The organism is Kribbella pratensis (assembly GCF_004366075.1).
GTDB classification, from domain to species: Bacteria; Actinomycetota; Actinomycetes; order Propionibacteriales; family Kribbellaceae; genus Kribbella; species Kribbella pratensis.
Genome location: NZ_SODU01000003.1, coordinates 1,130,861 through 1,147,463, shown reverse-complemented (window position 1 = coordinate 1,147,463; position 16,603 = coordinate 1,130,861). Strand labels below are relative to the sequence as shown.

Here is a 16,603-nt window from a genome sequence, read left to right as displayed (position 1 = left end):
CGGTGGTTCCGCAGCGGACCGAATTTCGCGGCGCAGGGTGGTGGCCGGACGGTACAGTGGACGACATGACGCAGTACGGGCAGCGATTTCTGCGCCCCGGCCGGCACGACGGTGCCGACGGGGTGAGCTGCTGCTGCGCTCTCTCCTGAGGTGACCGCGGCCGACCGGGGTGGACCCCCGTCGAGACCGTCATCCTGGAGAGAAACTCATGCCTGTCCTCACTGTTGAAGAACTGCACTCTGCCCTCGCGCTGCGCGATCTCACCGACCCGGCCCAGGGCCCGCACGCCGTCCAGCTCGTCGTGGATTCGATCCGTACGGCGCTCGGCGCCGCCTGGCCGTACACCGAGATCTGGACCCGTCGCGACCATCCCGTCGTACCGATGGCCGACAATTACGACAACCTCGGGTACGCCGCCGACGCGGTGACCCGGGAGGCGCGCTACACGCGCTACGTGTCCGAGACCGAGGTGCTGCGAAGTCACACGTCGGCGATGATTCCGCCCGCGCTCCGTGAGCTCGCCGGTTCGGAGTCGTCCGATGTGCTGATGATCTGCGCGGGCATCTGTTACCGCCGGGACTCGGTCGACTGGCAGCACACCGGTACGCCGCATCAGCTCGATCTGTGGCGGGTCAGCCGCAACGTGACGCTCGGCGAACCGGAGCTGGAGGACATGATCGCCCGTCTGGTCGACACCGTCCTGCCCGGCCAGACCTATCGCACCGTGCCGGCCGTCCACCCGTACACGATCCACGGCCGGCAGATCGATGTTCTGCTGGACGATCAGTGGATCGAGATCGGTGAATGCGGGGTCGCAGCGCCGCACGTGCTTCGCATGGCCGGCCTCGACGACAGCTGGACCGGTCTCGCGATGGGCCCCGGCCTGGATCGGCTGATGATGCTCCGCAAGGGGATCCGTGACATCCGCCTGCTCCGCTCGACGGATCCGCGGGTGGCGGGTCAGATGCTGGATCTCGCGCCGTACAAGGCGGTCTCGTCGATGCCGCCGGTCCGTCGTGACCTGTCCGTCGTTGTCGACGAGTCGGCGGACGTGTCGGCGGAGGTTCTCGGTGACAAGGTGCGTGCCGCGCTCGGCCCGGACGCCGATGCCGCGGAGTCGCTGGAGGTGCTGGGCGAAACGTCGTACGACGACTTGCCGACGAAGGCCCGTGAGCGTCTCCAGATGACTCCCGGTCAACGGAACCTCCTGGTCAGGCTGGTCCTGCGGCCGGTGGACCGCACGCTCACCGACGCGGAGGCGAATGCCTTGCGCGACAAGGTCTACCGCGCGCTGCATGAGGGTCCTGTGCTCGAGCTCATCGGATAGACCCGTCGGAGCTCGCGGGCGGCGACCACGAAGGCGCAGACCGCGAGCGGCAGCTCCAGCAGGAGCGCCTCGGTCACCGAGAGGGTGCGGTCGAACCCGGCCGCCGCCGTACTCACGTCGAACCAGGCGTCGGCCGTGAGTAGCGTCCCGGCGGCCATCGCGGTCAGAGCGGCGTATCTGTTGCGTGTGTGCAGCAGGTACGCCGTGAGACCGGCGGCGATCGCGGTGCCGCAGTCGAGGCCGATCCAGGTGAGCTTCCAGTGGCCCGCCTGATAGGTGCTCGGCAGCGTGGCCGCGAGAATCAGGCACCAAGGAAGCAGCACTGCCGCGACCCCGGCGGCGACCAGCGCGGCCAGTCCTCCGGGTGAGCGGCGGGCGCGGATCCTGCCGTCCAGGCGCCCCTCGGCGATGTAGTCGTCGAGCGCGTCCGCCACGCGGTCGTCGATCGCGTCACCGAGTTTCCCGTCGATTGCCCGGCTGAGATCGCCGTTGATCGCTGTCGTCGTCATGCCTTCGAGGATTCCGGCGGCGGGCACTCAGCACAGTCCGGCCAGCCCACGAACAGGGGTAGGGATAACCCCCGGCCGGGTCCGTGGGTTGTCCTCATGCCGCCCGCCTGGGCCGACGACGTAAGTTGTGACGGCAAGCAGGCGCTGACACGGGGAGGTGGTCCGGATGACGGTTGCTGCGAATCCGGTTCCCCGGACGCCCTGGCGACTCTGGCGCTCGCCGTACTTGTGGTTGGCAACCATCCACATCCTGGGCGACGCCATCGTGGTGCTCACCTCCGGACTGGTGGTGCTGGCCGCGGTTCTGGTCGCCTTGCTGGCTTGGCCCGTCGGGTACGTCGGGATTCCGCTGAGCGCCGGCGCGAACCGGTTCGTGTACCGGGTGGCCGGATGGGAACGAGCGCGGGCACGGATCACTCGCGGGCAGGTCATCCCGCCGTTGATCCCACCGCCGCCGGGCGGATCACGGGTCGCCGACGCGCGCCTCGCGGTGACCGACCGCGGGATGTGGCATCAGTTCCTGTACTACCTGCTGCTGTTGCCGCTGGCAATCGTTTGGCTGGGGCTCATCGCGGCTGCGTGGTCGGTGCCCCCGGTGCTGATCGCATTGCCGCTGTACTACGACCGGTTCGCCGCCGCGCAGGCGCAGCTCGGGCCGTTCGTGATCGACTCGGTCAAGACCGCTTCGATGGTGGCGATCGTCGCGGCCGTGTTCCTGCTTGTGGTGTCGCCATGGCTGATGCGGCTGGCGTCGGCGCTGGACGCTGAGCTCGCGCGGCGGTTGCTCGGCCGGTCCGAGAGCGGTGCCCTGGCAGAGCGCGTCACGCAGCTGGTGACGAGCCGGCAGCAGGTCGTCGACTCCGTTGAGGCCGAGCGGCGGCGGATGGAGCGCGACCTGCACGACGGCGCCCAGCAGCGGCTCGTGTCACTGGCGATGACGCTCGGCCGTGCCAAGAATCGCCTGGGAAGCAAGGAGCCCGCGGTGCGCGCGTTGATCGAGGAGGCGCATTCGGAGGCGATGCAGGCGATCGCCGAGCTCCGCGACCTGACTCGAGGACTGCACCCGCCGGTGCTGACCGATCGCGGTCTGGACGCGGCACTGTCGGCGGTGGCGGTCCGATCACCGGTGCCGGTCCACCTGAGGCTCGCCATACATTCCCGGCCGTCGCTGACGATCGAGTCGATCGCGTACTTCGTCGTGACGGAGGCGCTGACCAACGTAGCCAAACATGCAGAGGCGGCGCACGTGAAGGTATCGGTGGTGCGGAGGGGCGACGTACTGCGGGTCGAGGTGCGGGACGACGGGCAAGGTGGCGCCGATCCGTCCAAGGGCACCGGGCTGCGCGGGCTGACCGATCGGGTGGCGGGCGTTGACGGATGGCTCACGGTGGACAGTCCACCGGGTGGCGGGACCACGCTGATCGCGGAGGTGCCCTGTGGTTGAAAACACGGTGCCTGAAAACACGGTGCCCGAAAGAGCGGCGGTTGAGGAGACTGAGCGGATGCGGGTGGTGATCGCCGAGGACTCGGTGCTGCTGCGTGAGGGCATCGTGCGATTGCTGGAGGAGCAGGACTGCGCGGTGGTCGCGGCAGTCGGGGACGGGGACGCGCTGCTGAAGGCGGTCGAGGCGCATCGGCCGGACGTCTGTGTGGTCGACGTACGGATGCCGCCGACGTTCACCGATGAGGGACTGCGGGCGGCGTTGGTGATCCGCGACCAGTACGCCGAGGTCGGCGTACTGGTGCTGTCGCAGTACGTCGAGGAGCGCTACGCGAGTGAACTGATCGGTGGGAACCCGGGCGGTGTCGGGTACCTGCTCAAGGACCGCGTGGCGGATGTGGATCAGTTCATCGAGGGGCTGCGCCGGGTCGCGGGCGGTGGCGCTGCGCTGGATCCGGAGGTGATCTCGCAACTTCTGGTGCGATCGCGGAAGGAGGATCCGCTCGCGGTGCTGAGCCCGCGGGAACAGGACGTTCTCCGGGCCATGGCGGAAGGAAAGTCGAACGCCGGGATCGCCCAGGCACTCGTCGTCGGTGAAGGCGCCGTGGAGAAGCACATCAGCAACATCTTCCTGAAGCTCCGGTTGTCCCCGACCGACGGCGAGCACCGACGGGTGCTCGCCGTGCTCAAGTACCTGGACACGTGATGACGACCGCGCAGCGGAGGATGCTGATCATCGGTCTGGTGCCGGTGCTGGTGCTGGTGATCACGGCCGGGGCGGTGACCGTGTCGTTGATCCGGGGCAAGCTGCCCTACGAATACTCGGCCTCGTTCAAGCCCGGACCGCAAGGGGTGAAGGTGGTGTCGGCTGTCGCGATGCAGTTGCTGGCGAGCGCCGACGGACAGGTGCACGTGACGGTCGACGGGACGTATGCCGTCGCGAAGCCCGCCGTAAGAGTGTCGACGGTGGGCGGAGTGCTGGACGTCGAGACGACCTGTCCCGACGTGCACTGCGAGGTCGAGCTGACCGTGGAGGTGCCAAGTGCGGCCGCCGTCCACGCGAAGGCCGACGGTACGTCGATGACTGCGACCGGCGTTGCTTCGCCATTGACGGTGGAAGCGACCGATGCTTCGGTCACCCTGACCCGCGTGCGGAGCCCGCGGGTTTCGGTGGACGCGGTGCACGGCTCGATCGACATGCTCTTCGACAGCGCGCCGGATCAGGTCAACGCCACGGCCAGCGACGGTTCTCTGATGGTGCAGCTTCCGCGTACGGCGACGTACGCGATCGATGCGCTCGCGGCCCAAGGGTCCACCCAGGTCGACGTACCGAACGACTCCAGTTCCTCGAATCGCCTCTACCTACGGACCAGCTACGGCAGCATCACCGTCCAGTAGGCCGTCCGCCGACCCAGTCGACCTGGACAGAGTCGAGGACCTGTTGGGCGGTTCGCTCGTCGTCGGCGCGGACCTGCACGATCCCGGTGGCCCCGCTCTCGAAGGTCTTCTGCATGAGCATGCTCACCTGGCCCTCCGGACAGTCGGGGTATGCCCAGATCCGGGTCCGAGCGGCCGGTGTGTTGCCGTCCAGAGGCTCTGCGGCTTTGCCGCACTGTTCTCCGGCGTCGACGGTGCCTGGCCCGTTGTACACGGCCACCTTGAGAGGCGAGTCTTCCCATGTGCCGAGGTACAGGTAAGCGGCCCATTGCTTCGGAGCCCGACCCTCGACCTCCTTGGTCCACGCTCGCGGCACCCGGACCGAGATGCGCCCGGTGTCGTCGTGAACCTCGACCAGCTGACGCGGCCTGATCACCAGGAACCACGTACTGATGCCTGCGGTCAGTAGCAGCACCAGCGCGACGCTACCGGCGACGACGAGACGGGCGCGGTGACGTGTACGCGGGGCGTCTGTCGACGCGGCGTCCTCAGGTGGTGCTGTATCGGGCATCTGTTCAGCCTAGGCAGACCCACGGCTCGCTGTACGAAGGTGGCAGACTGATGCCACAAGCAGCTACAGCGCTGCGCAGAACGTCTTGGCCTTGGTGGTGATGGCGGGCCAATTGGCGGACGCTACGTCGGCGGGGGAGACGACATCGGTGCCGGCGCTGACGGCCAGGGCGCCGGCGGCCAGGAAGTCGTGAGCGTTGGTGGCGTTGACGCCGCCGGACGGGATCAGCGGTACGCCGGGGAACGGGCCGTTGAGGTCCTTGAAGTACTTCGGGCCCAGTTGGTGGGCGGGGAAGATCTTCACCGCGGCCGAGCCGAGGGCGATCGCGGTCATCACCTCGGACGGGGTGAAGGCGCCGAGTACGACGGGGATCCCGGCCATCCGCGCGGCCTCGGCGATCGCAGCCGCCTCGGGGCCTTGGCCGGGGGTGACGAGGAACTGGGCGCCGGCGTTGATCGCCTGGGTGGCCTGGTCGCCGGTCTGAACGGTGCCGGCGCCGACGACCGCGCCGGTCTCGGCCGCGGTGGAGGCCGCGCGTTCCAAGTGCCGGGGGAGATCCGGGGTGGTGTAGGTGAGCTCGACGACGTGGATGCCGCCGGCAACCAACGCGGCGCAGAGGTCGCGGGCGTCCGAGATCTCCGGGGCGCGGACGACAGTCAGAACCCGATCGGCTCGGAGCAGCTCCAGGGTGTTCACGACAAATTCCTTTCAGCTGAGGTACGGCGAATGGCGCGGCCGGGGCGTGTGGGCGTTCGCTGCGAGTCGTCGATGACTGGGATGCCGTTGACGAAGACGTACGGGATGCCTGTGGCTTGCCGGCGAGGTTCGGGGAACGTAGCGGTGTCCTGGACCGTGGCGGGGTCGAAGATGACGAGGTCGGCGGCGTACCCCTCGCGGATCAGCCCGCGGTCCGGGAGCCGGAGACGACGGGCGGGGCGGCCGGTGAGGTGGTGGATGCAGTCGGCGAGGTCGAGTACGCCGAGCTCGCGGACGTAGCGGGCGAGGTACCGCGGGAACGTGCCCCACGACCGCGGGTGCGGTTTGCCGCCGACCAGGATGCCGTCCGAGCCGCCCGTGTGCGACGGGTGCCGCATGATGGCGCGCACGTTCTCCTCGTGGCCGACGTGCTGCAGGATCGAGGTCGCGAGGTCGTCGGCGAGCAGGATCTCGAAGAAGACCTCCGAGGCCGGCTTGCCGGTACGGGCCGCAAGGGCTGCGACGGTGTTGCCGACCGCGTCGGACAGGGCCGGGTTGCGCACGCCGCCGATCTCGATCGTGTCCCACTCCACCACGCAGCCGTGGCAGCCGTCGGACCCGACCTGCTCCAGTTCGTAGGTGATGCGCTCCCGCGCGGACGGATCGCGGAGCCGGGCGAGCAGCGCGTCCGGTCCGCCCTCGGCCGTCCAGCTCGGCAGGATCGCCGCCAGGGTGGTGGCGCCCGGCAGGTACGGATAGGTGTCGGTGGTGACGTCGACCCCAGACGCGAGCGCCTTGTCGATCATCTCGACCAGCTCGGAGCCTCGGCCGGCGTTCGGGGCGAAGTTCATCACCGCGTGGGTCAGGTGCAGCGCACACCCGGAGCGGCGGGCCACGTCGACCATCTCGGCGTACGCCTCGAGGGCCCCCTTGCCGTACGAGCGCTGATGCGGGGCATAGTAGCCGCCGTACGACGCGACGACCTCGCACAGCTCGACCAGCTCGTCGGTGCCGGCGAACATGCCGGGCGTGTAGGTGAGTCCGCTGCTCATCCCGACCGCGCCGTCGCGCAGTCCGTCGGCGAGCAGTTGCTTCATCCGCGCGAGCTCGTCAACGGTCGCGGGACGGTTGGAGGTGCCAACAACCATCAGGCGGAGCGTGCCCTGCGGGACCAGGTACGCCGCGTTGCAGGCGATCCCCTGGTCGAGGCGGTCGAGGTACCCGGCGACCGTCGACCACGAGAAGTCGAAGTCGTCCGGTTCCCCGTTCCAGCCGGCGATCTGGCGGCGTACGACGGCCCGCGTCGGATCGTCGATCGGGGCGAAGGACAGGCCGTCCTGACCTAGGACCTCGAGCGTGACGCCCTGGCTGACCTTGGCGGTGTGGTCAGGGTTGACCAGGATCTGCAGGTCCGAGTGCGAGTGCATGTCGATGAAACCGGGCGACAGCACCAGCCCGTCCGCGTCGATCGTCCGGCGCGCGGCCGGGAGGTCGTTGCCGATAGCCACAATCCGCCCGGCGTCGACCGCGACGTCCGCGTGGTACCCCGGCGCCCCGGACCCGTCGACGACCAGCGCCCCGGTGATCAAGACATCTCTCATGTCAGAAGAACGTTCGGATCAGGTCGACGATCACGGGATCTGCGGCGTCCGGGTCGTCGACGACCGGGATCAGGCCCCATTTGTCGAAGGCCGTGCAGGGGTGTGACAGGCCGACCCGCAGCTCGTCGCCGATCACCACGTCCTGGTCGTCGCCGAACTGCAGGTAGCCGTGCTGGTCGTTGAGGTTCGTCACCTTCATCCCGGTGGCCGGCAGGATCGGCGACCCGTCCGACCGCGGCCGGATCAGCTGCGGCTCGGGATAGTCCTGGTCGAACGGGAAGTCGCGGCGTCCGCCGTCGAAGATCGCCAGTCCCGGCTCGGGCTGCGACGTGATCCGCATCCACCCGTGCATTGCCGGCACGAGCTGCTCGCCGTCCGTCCGCGGATGCTCGCCGAGCGGCGACACCCGACGGTAGAGGCCGTCGTCGTGGGTGATGTACGCGCCGGAGCGCAGTACCACCCGGGCGCCTTCGCCTGCCTCGGAGGCGAGCACCTTCGCGACCTGCTCGAAGTACTGGCTCCCGCCCGCGCTGACCACCGGTACGACGTCCTCGTCGTACAAAGACCGCAGCCGGTGATGAACGGCCGCCAGGTCCCGCAGGTACGCGCGGACCTCCTCGAGGTTGGCCTCGTCGACGCCGTGCCCGATCGCGCCCTCGTACCCGGCCACGCCGACGAGGCGCAGGGTCGACGCGTCGGCGATCGCGTTGCCCACGGCCAGCGCGGTCTCGAGATCCCGGGCGCCAGTACGGCCGCCGATGCCGCCGACCTCGACCATCACGTCGAGCGGTCGCGCGTCCGCGCCGACGTACGCCGAGCGCGCGGCCTCCATCTGCTCGACGGTACGGACCGAGTCGGCCCACACCATCACCTCGAACGCCGGGTCGGCCGCGAGTTCGTCGGCGATCCAGCGCAGCTGGAGGGGTGAGATCACCGCGTTCGCGATCAGCACGCGCTGTACGCCGTACGCCCGAGCGACACCGAGCTGGAACCCGTTGGCCAGCGTGATCGCCCAGGCGCCGGCATCCAGCTGCATCGCCCAGAGGGCGGGCGCCATCGTGGTCTTGCCGTGCGGTGCGAGCTCCACGCCGTGCCGGGTGCACCAGGTGGCGAGGGTGTCGACGTTGTGTCGCAGGCCCGGGGCCGACAGCGTCATCAGCGGAGTGGGGAGCTGGGAAAGCCGGGGCTTGTCGGCCAGCACCTCCGCGACGGTACGGCCCCAGAAGGCGGGCGGCAGGGCCTTGTCCTGCCAGCTCACCTGCTGATCGGCGAGCGCGGCGACGGTGTCGGCATCGTAAGCAGGCATGTGACCCCCTGGGTTGGGATTGCAGAATACGCAACGCTCATTGCGCATTCTGACTCGTCGGTTGTAGCATCGCGCCCGAAGTCGCGTCAACGCACGCCTGTCCGACGCACGCCTATCCCATCACCCCGCCGCCAAGGAGTGCCGATGCCCGAACCGCTCCCTGAGACGGACGCGATCTGCCTGGGTGAGGCGATGATCATGCTGGCGGGCGGGCCGGGACCTCTCAAGGACATGGAGACGTTCCGGCGGTCGGTCGGCGGGGCGGAGTGCAACGTGGCCGGTGGGCTGGCGGCGCTCGGCGTACCGACGGGGTGGATCTCGCGGCTCGGGGACGACGGCTTCGGCCAGCACGTACTGCGGGATCTGCAGGCGCGGGGTGTCGACGTCGGGGGCGTCGAGCTGGACCCGGTCCGGCCGACCGCGCTCTACGTGAAGGAGTCGGAGGACGGGCGCTCCCGGATGCACTACTACCGGACCGGTTCGGCGGCAGCGGCTATGAACCCCGAGTTCCTGGACCGGCCAGAGGTCAGCGGGCGACTCAAGCGGGCCAAGCTCGTTCACACGACCGGCATCACTGCAGCGATCTCCACGACCAGCGCGGCGATGCTGGAGCGGCTGGCGACCGAACCGCGTGAATTCCTGCTCAGCGTCGACCTGAACTGGCGGCCGGCGCTGTGGCGCGACAGGGACCCCGAGCCGTTGTGGCGGTTGCTGAAGGCGGCCGACATCGTGCTGATCGGTGCTGATGAGGCAGAGGTCTTTGCAGGCACTGGGGACCCGGACGAGCTCTACGAGCGACTCGGAACACCTGTCCTGGTTGTGAAGGACGACGCGCACCGAGCGATGGTGCTGGAGCCAGGTGGTCGTACTGAGGTTCCAGCGCTCACCGTGGACGTAGTGGAGACAGTCGGTGCTGGTGATGCGTTTGCCGCAGGCTTCCTGGCCGCGACGCTGCAGGACCTGCCGATGACGCAGCGGCTGCGGCTGGGGCATCTGAACGCTGCTGCAGTTCTGACGGCTCCAGAAGACCATGCACCGCCGCCAGCGCGAGAGGTGCGCGAGCGACTCCTCAAAGCATCAGACGAGGAGTGGGCGGCTACGAAGATCGGTGCGGCATGAGTCAAAGCCTCGGCAGGGCGTTGCAGATCCTCAAGAGCCTCGGCGAGGGGGAGCGGTCGCTTGACCAGCTCGCGACCGAGCTGGGTGTGCACAAGACGACAGTGCTGCGTCTCCTGCGCACCATGGAGGCAGAGCGGTTCGTACGGCGTGACTCGGCGCATCGCTACCGCCTGGGTTCGCGGCTGTTCGCGCTCGCGGACGTGGCGCGCGAGCAACACGTCGTACGGCAGGTTGCTGCACCGCATCTGCGTGAGCTGAACCAGAAGACCGGCCAGACGGTTCACCTGGCGGCCTGGGAGAACGGTGAGGTGATCTACGTCGACAAGCTCGACAGTGTGCGCTCGGTGCGCATGTACTCGCAGGTCGGCGTACCGGCGGCTCTGCACTGCACAGCGGTTGGCAAGGTGCTGCTGGCTGCGCAGCCGAAGCGGCAGCGGGAGGCGGTGCTCGCCACGCTGGACTACAAGGTGTACACGCCGAACACCATTACTGACGCGGACCGGTTGCGGGACGAACTGCAGCTGACCAAAGAGCGTGGCTGGGCTCAGGACAAGGCAGAGCACGAGTCGTTCATCAACTGCATCGGTGCGCCGTTGAGTGACAGCACCGGCCGCGTTGTCGGGGCCGTGTCGTTGTCGGTGCCCGACGTACTGCTGAACTATGACCAGGTGCTCGAGCTGCTGCCTGAGTTGCTCGCCACCGCGAATGCGATCAGTGCCGACTACAACTGAGAGGTGTCAGACCTGATGTCCGACAAGACCGCAGTCTCCACCACCGACGCGCCGCCGCCGATGCCGGTGTTCTCGCAGGGCGTCCGCAAGGGCAACATCCTGCAGGTGTCCGGCCAGGGCTCGGTCGACCCGGCCAGCGGCGACTTCGTGTTCAAGGGTGACGTGAAGGGCCAGACCACGCGGGTCCTGCAGAACATCGAGGCGATCCTCAAGGCCGGCGGCGGGAGCATCGACGACGTGGTGATGCTGCGCGTCTACCTCACCCAGCGCGAGGACTTCGCCGCGATGAACGAGGCGTACGCCGAGTTCGTGTCGACCCGTACGCCGAGCGGCGTCCTGCCGTCGCGGACCACCGTCTTCACCGGCCTGCCGCTGCCGGACATGCTCGTCGAGATCGACGCGCTGGCTGTCCTGAGCTAATTCCTGGGCTGGTTCTGAAGCCGGCACCCGGATCAGTGGCTCGTCGTTGACGGCCTGCTGGTCCGGGCCGCGGTCCCACCAGCAGGGATGCTCATCGGCTGGACACTGCCTCGACAGCTTTCCCGTATCGCGGGATATGGTTTCACCATGCAGGAAGCGCGGGGTTCGGTGCAGTCGATCGACCGCGCTGTGGCGATCCTCCGGTGCTTCGACGCGCGGACGCCGGACCTCGGCATCAGTGACCTGGCGCGGGCGACCGGCCTGTCCACGAGCACTGTGCACCGGCTGCTGCTCGCCATGCAGGAGAACGGGCTCGTCCGGCAGACCGCCCACCGGCGGTATGCGATCGGCCCGCTGGTCGTGCAACTGGCGCACAGCGGCGGGATTCCGGCCGGCTTGCGCGACGCTGCCCTGCCGGTGCTGCGTGCACTCCGCGATGACACAGGGGAGACCGCGGCCGTGCACGAGTTGCTCCCGTCGGGGCAGCGCGTCGTCCTCGACCAGGTCGAGAGCCATCACCAGTTGCGCCGTACCTACACGGAGTTCGGCCTGCCGGTCGCGCTGCCACTAGGTGCGCCGGGGAAGGCGCTGCTGGCTTTCTTGCCGTTCGAGCGGCAGCAGGAGGTCCTGAAAGGCCCGCTCGAACGGGTGCAGCCCGCGACCATCACCGACCCGGAGGTGCTCGCCGAGCAGTTCGCGGCGATCCGCCGGCGCGGGTATGCGATGTCCCGGACCGAGCGGACGCCCGGGATCTGCAGCGTTGCGGCGCCGGTGTTCGGCTACTCCGGCGAGGTCGCCGGTTGTCTGAGTGTCTCCGGCCCCGAGATGCGGATGCCGGTCGAGCGGATGGAGGAGTTCGGGATGAGGGTCGCCGAAGGTGCCTGGTCGGTGTCGGAGTTGCTGGGGGCCACCCCGGTCGCCCGGGACCGCAGTACGGCGCTGGCCGGCGGCCGGTGATGTCACAGGCCCGGAGCCTCTGGAAAATCGCACCTGCGGTCTATCTGCCCGCTCTGCTGTACGGAATCGGCCAAGGTGCGATCGCACCCGTCGTAGCGCTGTCGGCCACGCATCTGGGCGCTTCGGTCGCTGTAGCCGGTCTGGTCGTTGGTGCAGCCGGCCTGGGCCAGGTGATCGGTGACATCCCAGCTGGTGCCCTCACAAACCGCATTGGCGAGCGCAGCGCGATGCTGTCCGCCACCGTCCTCGTAGCGCTTGCACTGGCAGCCTGTCTGGTGGTCCCAACGGTCTGGGGTCTGGCCATCGCCATCGGCTGCACCGGACTGGCAGGTGCGGTCTGGGGCCTCGCCCGACAGGCCTACCTGAGTGAAGCCGTACCGATCGAGCTACGGGCCCGCGCGCTATCCACACTCGGCGGCGTACAACGCATCGGCTCGTTCATCGGTCCGTTCCTCGGTGCGGGCGCCATGAAGTTCCTCGGTACGGACGGCGCGTACTGGGTGCACCTGGTGGCCGCCGTACTTGCCTGCGCGGTCCTGGTGAGCCTGCCGGACGTCGCCAACCGGCGCGGGAGGGGGCCGATCGCGGCACAGTCGACCTGGGGTGTCATCCGCGACCACTTCCCCGTACTGCGGACTCTCGGTGTCGGAGCGTTGCTCGTCGGGGCGGTGCGAGCCTCGCGGCAGGTGGTGATCCCGCTGTGGGCGCTGCACATCGGACTGGATCCGCAGACCACCAGCATCATCTTCGGACTGTCCGGTGCGGTGGACATGTTGCTGTTCTATCCGGCCGGTTCGGTGATGGACCGCCTCGGTCGCAAGTGGGTCGCCGTACCGTCGATGATTGTGCTGGGGCTGGCGCATCTGCTGCTCCCGTTGACGCACACCACGGCGACACTGACCGCGATCGCGCTGCTGATGGGGATCGGGAACGGCCTGGGCGCCGGAGTCATCATGACCCTCGGCGCGGACGCCTCACCGCCGGTCGGACGAGCCCAGTTCCTCGGCGCCTTCCGCCTCTTCGCGGACACCGGCAACGGCGCCGGACCCCTGCTGCTCGCGGGCGCGACCGCGACCCTCGGACTGGCGCCGGCGATCATGATCATGGCGGGGACAGGGTGGGCCGCCGCGACGGCGATGCACCGCTGGATCCCACCGCATCCGAGAGCAGAACAGCCTGCTTGAACAACCGATTTGGTCGCCAAGCTAGACGTTGATACTGTTAAGGAGCCGAAGACCGCTGGTTGCTGCCCTAGGTAGCTGAAGGTCCCACTCAGGTGGGCGGCCCGCGCAGGTGACTTGGATAGTGACATCAGTACGTTCACGCCCTTGCGCCTGCGCAGGGGCGCTTTTCTTTTGATGGGTACTGCCAATGTCAGGGGTCTCAGGCAAGGAAGCCGAAAGAAGGAGACCCCCATGGCGAGGCCGGACAAGGCAGCCGCTGTCGCGGAGCTGACGGACGAGTTCCGTAGCTCCAACGGCGCCGTGCTGACCGAGTACCGCGGTCTCACCGTTGCGCAGCTCAAGCAATTGCGAGTTTCGCTCGGTGACGACGTGAACTACGCCGTGGTGAAGAACACGCTGACCAAGATCGCGGCCAAGGATGCGGGAGTCGACTCGTTCGACTCGCTGCTCGAAGGCCCCTCGGCAATCGCCTTCATCAAGGGCGACCCGGTGGTTGCGGCCAAGGGTCTGCGTGACTTCGCCAAGGCGAACCCCCTGCTCGTCATCAAGGGTGGAGTGCTGGACGGTAAGGCACTCGGCTCTGACGAGATCAACAAGCTCGCTGACCTGGAGTCGCGTGAGGTCCTCCTCGCGAAGCTCGCAGGTGCGATGAAGGCGGCCCCGCAGCAAGCGGTGTCGCTGTTCGCTGCTCCGCTGTCGCAGGCCGCGCGCCTGTTCGCGGCGCTGCAGGACAAGTTGCCGGCCGAGGCCCCTGCGCAGGACGCAGTGGCGGACGTCCAGGACACCGTCCAGGACACGGTCGAGGCACCTGCCGAGGCGAGCACCGAGGAGACCGCCGCAGCTGACAGCTGAGGCATCTCACCGCAACACCCCATCAGTGATCACCAAGCACCATTTGTCAGGAAGGACCGCCACCATGGCGAAGCTCAGCACCGAAGAGCTCCTCGGCCAGTTCAAGGAACTGACCCTGCTGGAGCTGTCGGAGTTCGTTAAGGCTTTCGAGGAGGAGTTCGGCGTCACCGCCGCCGCCCCGGTTGCCGTTGCCGCTGCTCCGGGCGCCCCGGCTGCCGCTGCCGAAGAGGCCGCGGAGCAGGACGAGTTCGACGTCGTCCTCGAGTCGGCCGGCGACAAGAAGATCCAGGTCATCAAGGAGGTGCGCGGTCTCACGAGCCTCGGCCTGAAGGAGGCCAAGGACCTCGTCGAGTCGGCCCCCAAGGCCATCCTGGAGAAGGTCGACAAGGCTGCCGCGGAGAAGGCCAAGGAGGCCCTCGAGGGCGCCGGCGCCACCGTCACGCTCAAGTGACCTCCGTTACGTTCCGCTGACGGGACGTAACGAATGTGTAGAGAAGGGCGGTCCCCGCAAGGGGGCCGCCCTTCTGGCATGTCGGATCGCTAGGATCTCATCCGCTTGACTTTCAGGGGTTACGCAAAACCGTACTCGTGCGTAACCTAGGCCACTGCCCCGTCGTTGGGACGGCAGAACGTCGTCGGTCGGGGACCAGCAGACATTCCCGTGAGGAGGGCCGGTGGGCGTAGAAGTCCGCGTCGAAGGTCTCACCAAATCGTTCGGCAGCCAGCTCATCTGGGGCGACGTGTCCCTGACGCTGCCCGCCGGTGAGATCTGCGTGATGCTCGGCCCGTCCGGTACCGGCAAGTCCGTGTTCCTGAAGACGCTGATCGGCCTGCTCAAGCCCGACCGGGGCCACGTGTACATCGAGGGCACCGACATCGCCACCTGCAGCGAGCGCGAGCTGTACGAGGTACGGCGGCTGTTCGGCGTGCTGTTCCAGGACGGCGCGATGTTCGGCTCGATGAACCTGTACGACAACGTCGCGTTCCCGCTCCGCGAGCACACCAAGAAGTCCGAGTCCGACATCCGCTCCATCGTGATGGAGAAGATGGAGATGGTCGGCCTGGTGGGCGCGGAGAAGAAGCTGCCCGGTGAGATCTCCGGCGGTATGCGCAAAAGAGCCGGCCTGGCCCGCGCGCTGGTGCTGGACCCGCAGATCCTCCTGGTCGACGAGCCCGACTCCGGCCTGGACCCGGTCCGTACGTCGTTCCTGAACCAGGTGATGATCGACCTGAACGAGGCGTTCAGCCCGACGTTCCTGATCGTCACCCACGACGTCAACACCGCGCGCACCGTGCCGGACAACATCGGCATGCTCTACCACCGGCACCTGGCCATGTTCGGGCCGCGGGAGATGCTGCTGTCCAGTGAGGAACCGGTGGTCCGCCAGTTCCTGAACGCGCAGATGGTCGGTCCGATCGGCATGTCCGAGGAGAAGGACGCCGACGAGCTGGCCGCCGAGGCCGGCCAGGAGCTGCCGCCGCTGCCGCCGATCCCGATCCAGCAGCTGCCCAGCAGCGGCATGCTCCGGCCGACCCAGCGCGAGCCCGGCGCCTGGTGCCGCGAACACGGCGTCACCCCACCACCTGGCTCGTTCGCCACCTCGACAGTGGGGGCCAGGTGACAGTGCTGAATGCCGCGCTGCCGCGCGGCGGGTCACGGGGCTTTGCCTCCCGCCCTTCCCTCGTCGCTCCGGTCGCTTCGCTCCCTCCGCTCCTCAGTCCAGGGCGGGAGGCCCCGTGACCGTTTCTGCGACCGCCCCGCTGAAGCAAGCCGGGTCGCTGTTCGCTTTTGCTCTCGACACCGGACGGGCGACGTTCCGGCGGCCGTTCCAGGTGAAGGAGTTCCTTCAGCAGGCCTGGTTCGTGGCGAGTGTGACGATCATCCCGACCGCGCTGGTCGCGATCCCGTTCGGCGCGGTGATCGCGCTGCAGGTCGGCGGCCTGATCAAGCAGTTCGGCGCGCAGGCCTTCACCGGTTCCGCCGCGGTGCTGGCCGTCGTACGGGAGGCTTCGCCGATCGCGACCGCGCTGCTGATCGCCGGGGCCGGCGGCTCGGCGATCTGCGCGGACCTCGGCTCGCGGAAGATCCGCGAAGAGCTGGACGCGATGATGGTGCTGGGCATCGACCCGATCCAGCGTCTCGTCGTACCGCGGGTGCTGGCGACGATGCTGGTCGCGTTCTTCCTGAACGGGTTCGTCAGCGTGGTCGGCGTGATGGGCGGTTACGTCTTCAACGTCGTCCTCCAGGACGGCACCCCAGGTAGCTACATCGCGAGCTTCACCGCGCTCGCTCACCTGCCAGACCTGTGGCAGGGGCAGGCGAAGGCACTGGTCTTCGGGTTCATCGCCGCGGTCGTCGCGTCGTACAAGGGCTGTAACGCGGGCGGCGGCCCGAAGGGCGTCGGCGACGCGGTGAACCAGTCGGTCGTCATCACGTTCATGCTGCTGTTCGTCGCGAACTTCTCGATGACCGCGATCTACTTCCAGCTCGTTCCGCCGAAGGGGGCCTGAG

Annotated in this window: 18 protein-coding genes; 13 read left to right on the top strand and 5 right to left on the bottom strand. The window is 68.3% G+C overall.

Translation table 11 applies throughout. The features are described from left to right. Positions 1-208: 208 nt before the first annotated feature. Positions 209-1,327 (top strand): PheS-related mystery ligase SrmL, encoded by a 1,119-nt coding sequence (gene srmL / locus EV137_RS29775; RefSeq protein ID WP_134131577.1) that lies wholly within the window; start codon positions 209-211, stop codon positions 1,325-1,327. Here the strand turns inward: srmL and EV137_RS29770 are convergent. Beyond that, a complete protein-coding gene (locus tag EV137_RS29770) occupies positions 1,282-1,836 on the bottom strand; it encodes a hypothetical protein (protein WP_134131576.1) in 555 nt (184 codons plus the stop codon). The genes srmL and EV137_RS29770 overlap by 46 nt on opposite strands. Before the next feature lie 166 nt (positions 1,837-2,002). Between EV137_RS29770 and EV137_RS29765 the strand changes: the two genes are divergently transcribed. Genes EV137_RS29765 through EV137_RS29755 form a run of 3 tightly spaced genes read left to right on the top strand, consistent with a single transcriptional unit; the run spans position 2,003 to position 4,675 of the window. Continuing rightward, positions 2,003-3,280 (top strand): sensor histidine kinase, encoded by a 1,278-nt coding sequence (locus tag EV137_RS29765; RefSeq protein WP_134131575.1) that lies wholly within the window; start codon positions 2,003-2,005, stop codon positions 3,278-3,280. Positions 3,281-3,338: 58 nt separating this feature from the next. Continuing rightward, entirely contained in the window at positions 3,339-3,983 is a 645-nt protein-coding gene (locus EV137_RS29760; protein ID WP_134131574.1) for a response regulator transcription factor, read from the top strand. After that, on the top strand, positions 3,983-4,675 hold the full coding sequence (locus EV137_RS29755; RefSeq protein WP_134131573.1) for a DUF4097 family beta strand repeat-containing protein: 693 nt from the start codon (positions 3,983-3,985) through the stop codon (positions 4,673-4,675). Before EV137_RS29760 ends, EV137_RS29755 begins: the two co-directional genes overlap by 1 nt. On the opposite strand, the gene EV137_RS29750 is transcribed toward EV137_RS29755, so the two are convergent. The 4 genes from EV137_RS29750 to EV137_RS29735 all read right to left on the bottom strand — a co-directional run bounded on the left by EV137_RS29750 (position 4,662) and on the right by EV137_RS29735 (position 8,828). Continuing rightward, positions 4,662-5,225, bottom strand: a complete 564-nt coding sequence (locus tag EV137_RS29750; RefSeq protein WP_134131572.1) for an RNA-binding protein — start codon at positions 5,223-5,225, stop codon at positions 4,662-4,664. The genes EV137_RS29755 and EV137_RS29750 overlap by 14 nt on opposite strands. Positions 5,226-5,288: 63 nt before the next feature. Further along, positions 5,289-5,921: a bifunctional 4-hydroxy-2-oxoglutarate aldolase/2-dehydro-3-deoxy-phosphogluconate aldolase gene (locus EV137_RS29745; protein WP_134131571.1), complete on the bottom strand. Its 633-nt coding sequence runs from the start codon at positions 5,919-5,921 to the stop codon at positions 5,289-5,291. Continuing rightward, the gene (locus tag EV137_RS29740; RefSeq protein WP_134131570.1) at positions 5,918-7,522 is read right to left on the bottom strand and encodes an N-acyl-D-amino-acid deacylase family protein; all 1,605 of its coding nucleotides are present in this window, start codon (positions 7,520-7,522) and stop codon (positions 5,918-5,920) included. The genes EV137_RS29745 and EV137_RS29740 overlap by 4 nt, the downstream gene beginning before the upstream one ends. Before the next feature lies 1 nt (position 7,523). Then, positions 7,524-8,828 carry a type III PLP-dependent enzyme domain-containing protein gene (locus EV137_RS29735; protein ID WP_134131569.1) on the bottom strand — a complete coding sequence of 435 codons (1,305 nt, stop codon included), beginning with the start codon at positions 8,826-8,828 and terminating at the stop codon, positions 7,524-7,526. Positions 8,829-8,972: 144 nt separating this feature from the next. Between EV137_RS29735 and EV137_RS29730 the strand changes: the two genes are divergently transcribed. The 9 genes from EV137_RS29730 to EV137_RS29690 all read left to right on the top strand — a co-directional run bounded on the left by EV137_RS29730 (position 8,973) and on the right by EV137_RS29690 (position 16,602). Beyond that, positions 8,973-9,947: a sugar kinase gene (locus EV137_RS29730; protein ID WP_134131568.1), complete on the top strand. Its 975-nt coding sequence runs from the start codon at positions 8,973-8,975 to the stop codon at positions 9,945-9,947. Next, positions 9,944-10,678, top strand: coding sequence for an IclR family transcriptional regulator (locus EV137_RS29725; protein WP_134008484.1), 735 nt, complete (start codon positions 9,944-9,946; stop codon positions 10,676-10,678). Before EV137_RS29730 ends, EV137_RS29725 begins: the two co-directional genes overlap by 4 nt. 15 nt (positions 10,679-10,693) lie before the next feature. Beyond that, the gene (locus EV137_RS29720; protein WP_134008487.1) at positions 10,694-11,098 is read left to right on the top strand and encodes a RidA family protein; all 405 of its coding nucleotides are present in this window, start codon (positions 10,694-10,696) and stop codon (positions 11,096-11,098) included. A gap of 147 nt (positions 11,099-11,245) precedes the next feature. Continuing rightward, on the top strand, positions 11,246-12,055 hold the full coding sequence (locus tag EV137_RS29715; protein WP_134131567.1) for an IclR family transcriptional regulator: 810 nt from the start codon (positions 11,246-11,248) through the stop codon (positions 12,053-12,055). Further along, positions 12,055-13,239 (top strand): MFS transporter, encoded by a 1,185-nt coding sequence (locus tag EV137_RS29710; protein ID WP_134131566.1) that lies wholly within the window; start codon positions 12,055-12,057, stop codon positions 13,237-13,239. Before EV137_RS29715 ends, EV137_RS29710 begins: the two co-directional genes overlap by 1 nt. Positions 13,240-13,470: 231 nt before the next feature. Continuing rightward, positions 13,471-14,091, top strand: a complete 621-nt coding sequence (rplJ, locus tag EV137_RS29705) for a 50S ribosomal protein L10 (RefSeq protein WP_134008501.1) — start codon at positions 13,471-13,473, stop codon at positions 14,089-14,091. A 64-nt stretch (positions 14,092-14,155) separates the two neighbouring features. Further along, on the top strand, positions 14,156-14,542 hold the full coding sequence (gene rplL, locus EV137_RS29700; protein WP_133789427.1) for a 50S ribosomal protein L7/L12: 387 nt from the start codon (positions 14,156-14,158) through the stop codon (positions 14,540-14,542). Positions 14,543-14,765: 223 nt separating this feature from the next. Further along, entirely contained in the window at positions 14,766-15,713 is a 948-nt protein-coding gene (locus tag EV137_RS29695) for an ABC transporter ATP-binding protein (protein WP_133789426.1), read from the top strand. Between the two features lie 115 nt (positions 15,714-15,828). Next, entirely contained in the window at positions 15,829-16,602 is a 774-nt protein-coding gene (locus EV137_RS29690; RefSeq protein ID WP_130384661.1) for an MlaE family ABC transporter permease, read from the top strand. Position 16,603 lies beyond the last annotated feature (1 nt).

What these genes read in the sequence shown, in the direction of transcription:
- srmL (WP_134131577.1), top strand. Translation starts at nt 209, where the DNA reads ATGCCTGTCCTCACTGTTGAAGAACTGCACTCTGCCCTCGCGCTGCGC.
- EV137_RS29770 (WP_134131576.1), bottom strand. Translation starts at nt 1,836, where the DNA reads ATGACGACGACAGCGATCAACGGCGATCTCAGCCGGGCAATCGACGGG.
- EV137_RS29765 (WP_134131575.1), top strand. Translation starts at nt 2,003, where the DNA reads ATGACGGTTGCTGCGAATCCGGTTCCCCGGACGCCCTGGCGACTCTGG.
- EV137_RS29760 (WP_134131574.1), top strand. Translation starts at nt 3,339, where the DNA reads ATGCGGGTGGTGATCGCCGAGGACTCGGTGCTGCTGCGTGAGGGCATC.
- EV137_RS29755 (WP_134131573.1), top strand. Translation starts at nt 3,983, where the DNA reads ATGACGACCGCGCAGCGGAGGATGCTGATCATCGGTCTGGTGCCGGTG.
- EV137_RS29750 (WP_134131572.1), bottom strand. Translation starts at nt 5,225, where the DNA reads ATGCCCGATACAGCACCACCTGAGGACGCCGCGTCGACAGACGCCCCG.
- EV137_RS29740 (WP_134131570.1), bottom strand. Translation starts at nt 7,522, where the DNA reads ATGAGAGATGTCTTGATCACCGGGGCGCTGGTCGTCGACGGGTCCGGG.
- EV137_RS29735 (WP_134131569.1), bottom strand. Translation starts at nt 8,828, where the DNA reads ATGCCTGCTTACGATGCCGACACCGTCGCCGCGCTCGCCGATCAGCAG.
- EV137_RS29730 (WP_134131568.1), top strand. Translation starts at nt 8,973, where the DNA reads ATGCCCGAACCGCTCCCTGAGACGGACGCGATCTGCCTGGGTGAGGCG.
- EV137_RS29725 (WP_134008484.1), top strand. Translation starts at nt 9,944, where the DNA reads ATGAGTCAAAGCCTCGGCAGGGCGTTGCAGATCCTCAAGAGCCTCGGC.
- EV137_RS29720 (WP_134008487.1), top strand. Translation starts at nt 10,694, where the DNA reads ATGTCCGACAAGACCGCAGTCTCCACCACCGACGCGCCGCCGCCGATG.
- EV137_RS29715 (WP_134131567.1), top strand. Translation starts at nt 11,246, where the DNA reads ATGCAGGAAGCGCGGGGTTCGGTGCAGTCGATCGACCGCGCTGTGGCG.
- EV137_RS29710 (WP_134131566.1), top strand. Translation starts at nt 12,055, where the DNA reads ATGTCACAGGCCCGGAGCCTCTGGAAAATCGCACCTGCGGTCTATCTG.
- rplJ (WP_134008501.1), top strand. Translation starts at nt 13,471, where the DNA reads ATGGCGAGGCCGGACAAGGCAGCCGCTGTCGCGGAGCTGACGGACGAG.
- rplL (WP_133789427.1), top strand. Translation starts at nt 14,156, where the DNA reads ATGGCGAAGCTCAGCACCGAAGAGCTCCTCGGCCAGTTCAAGGAACTG.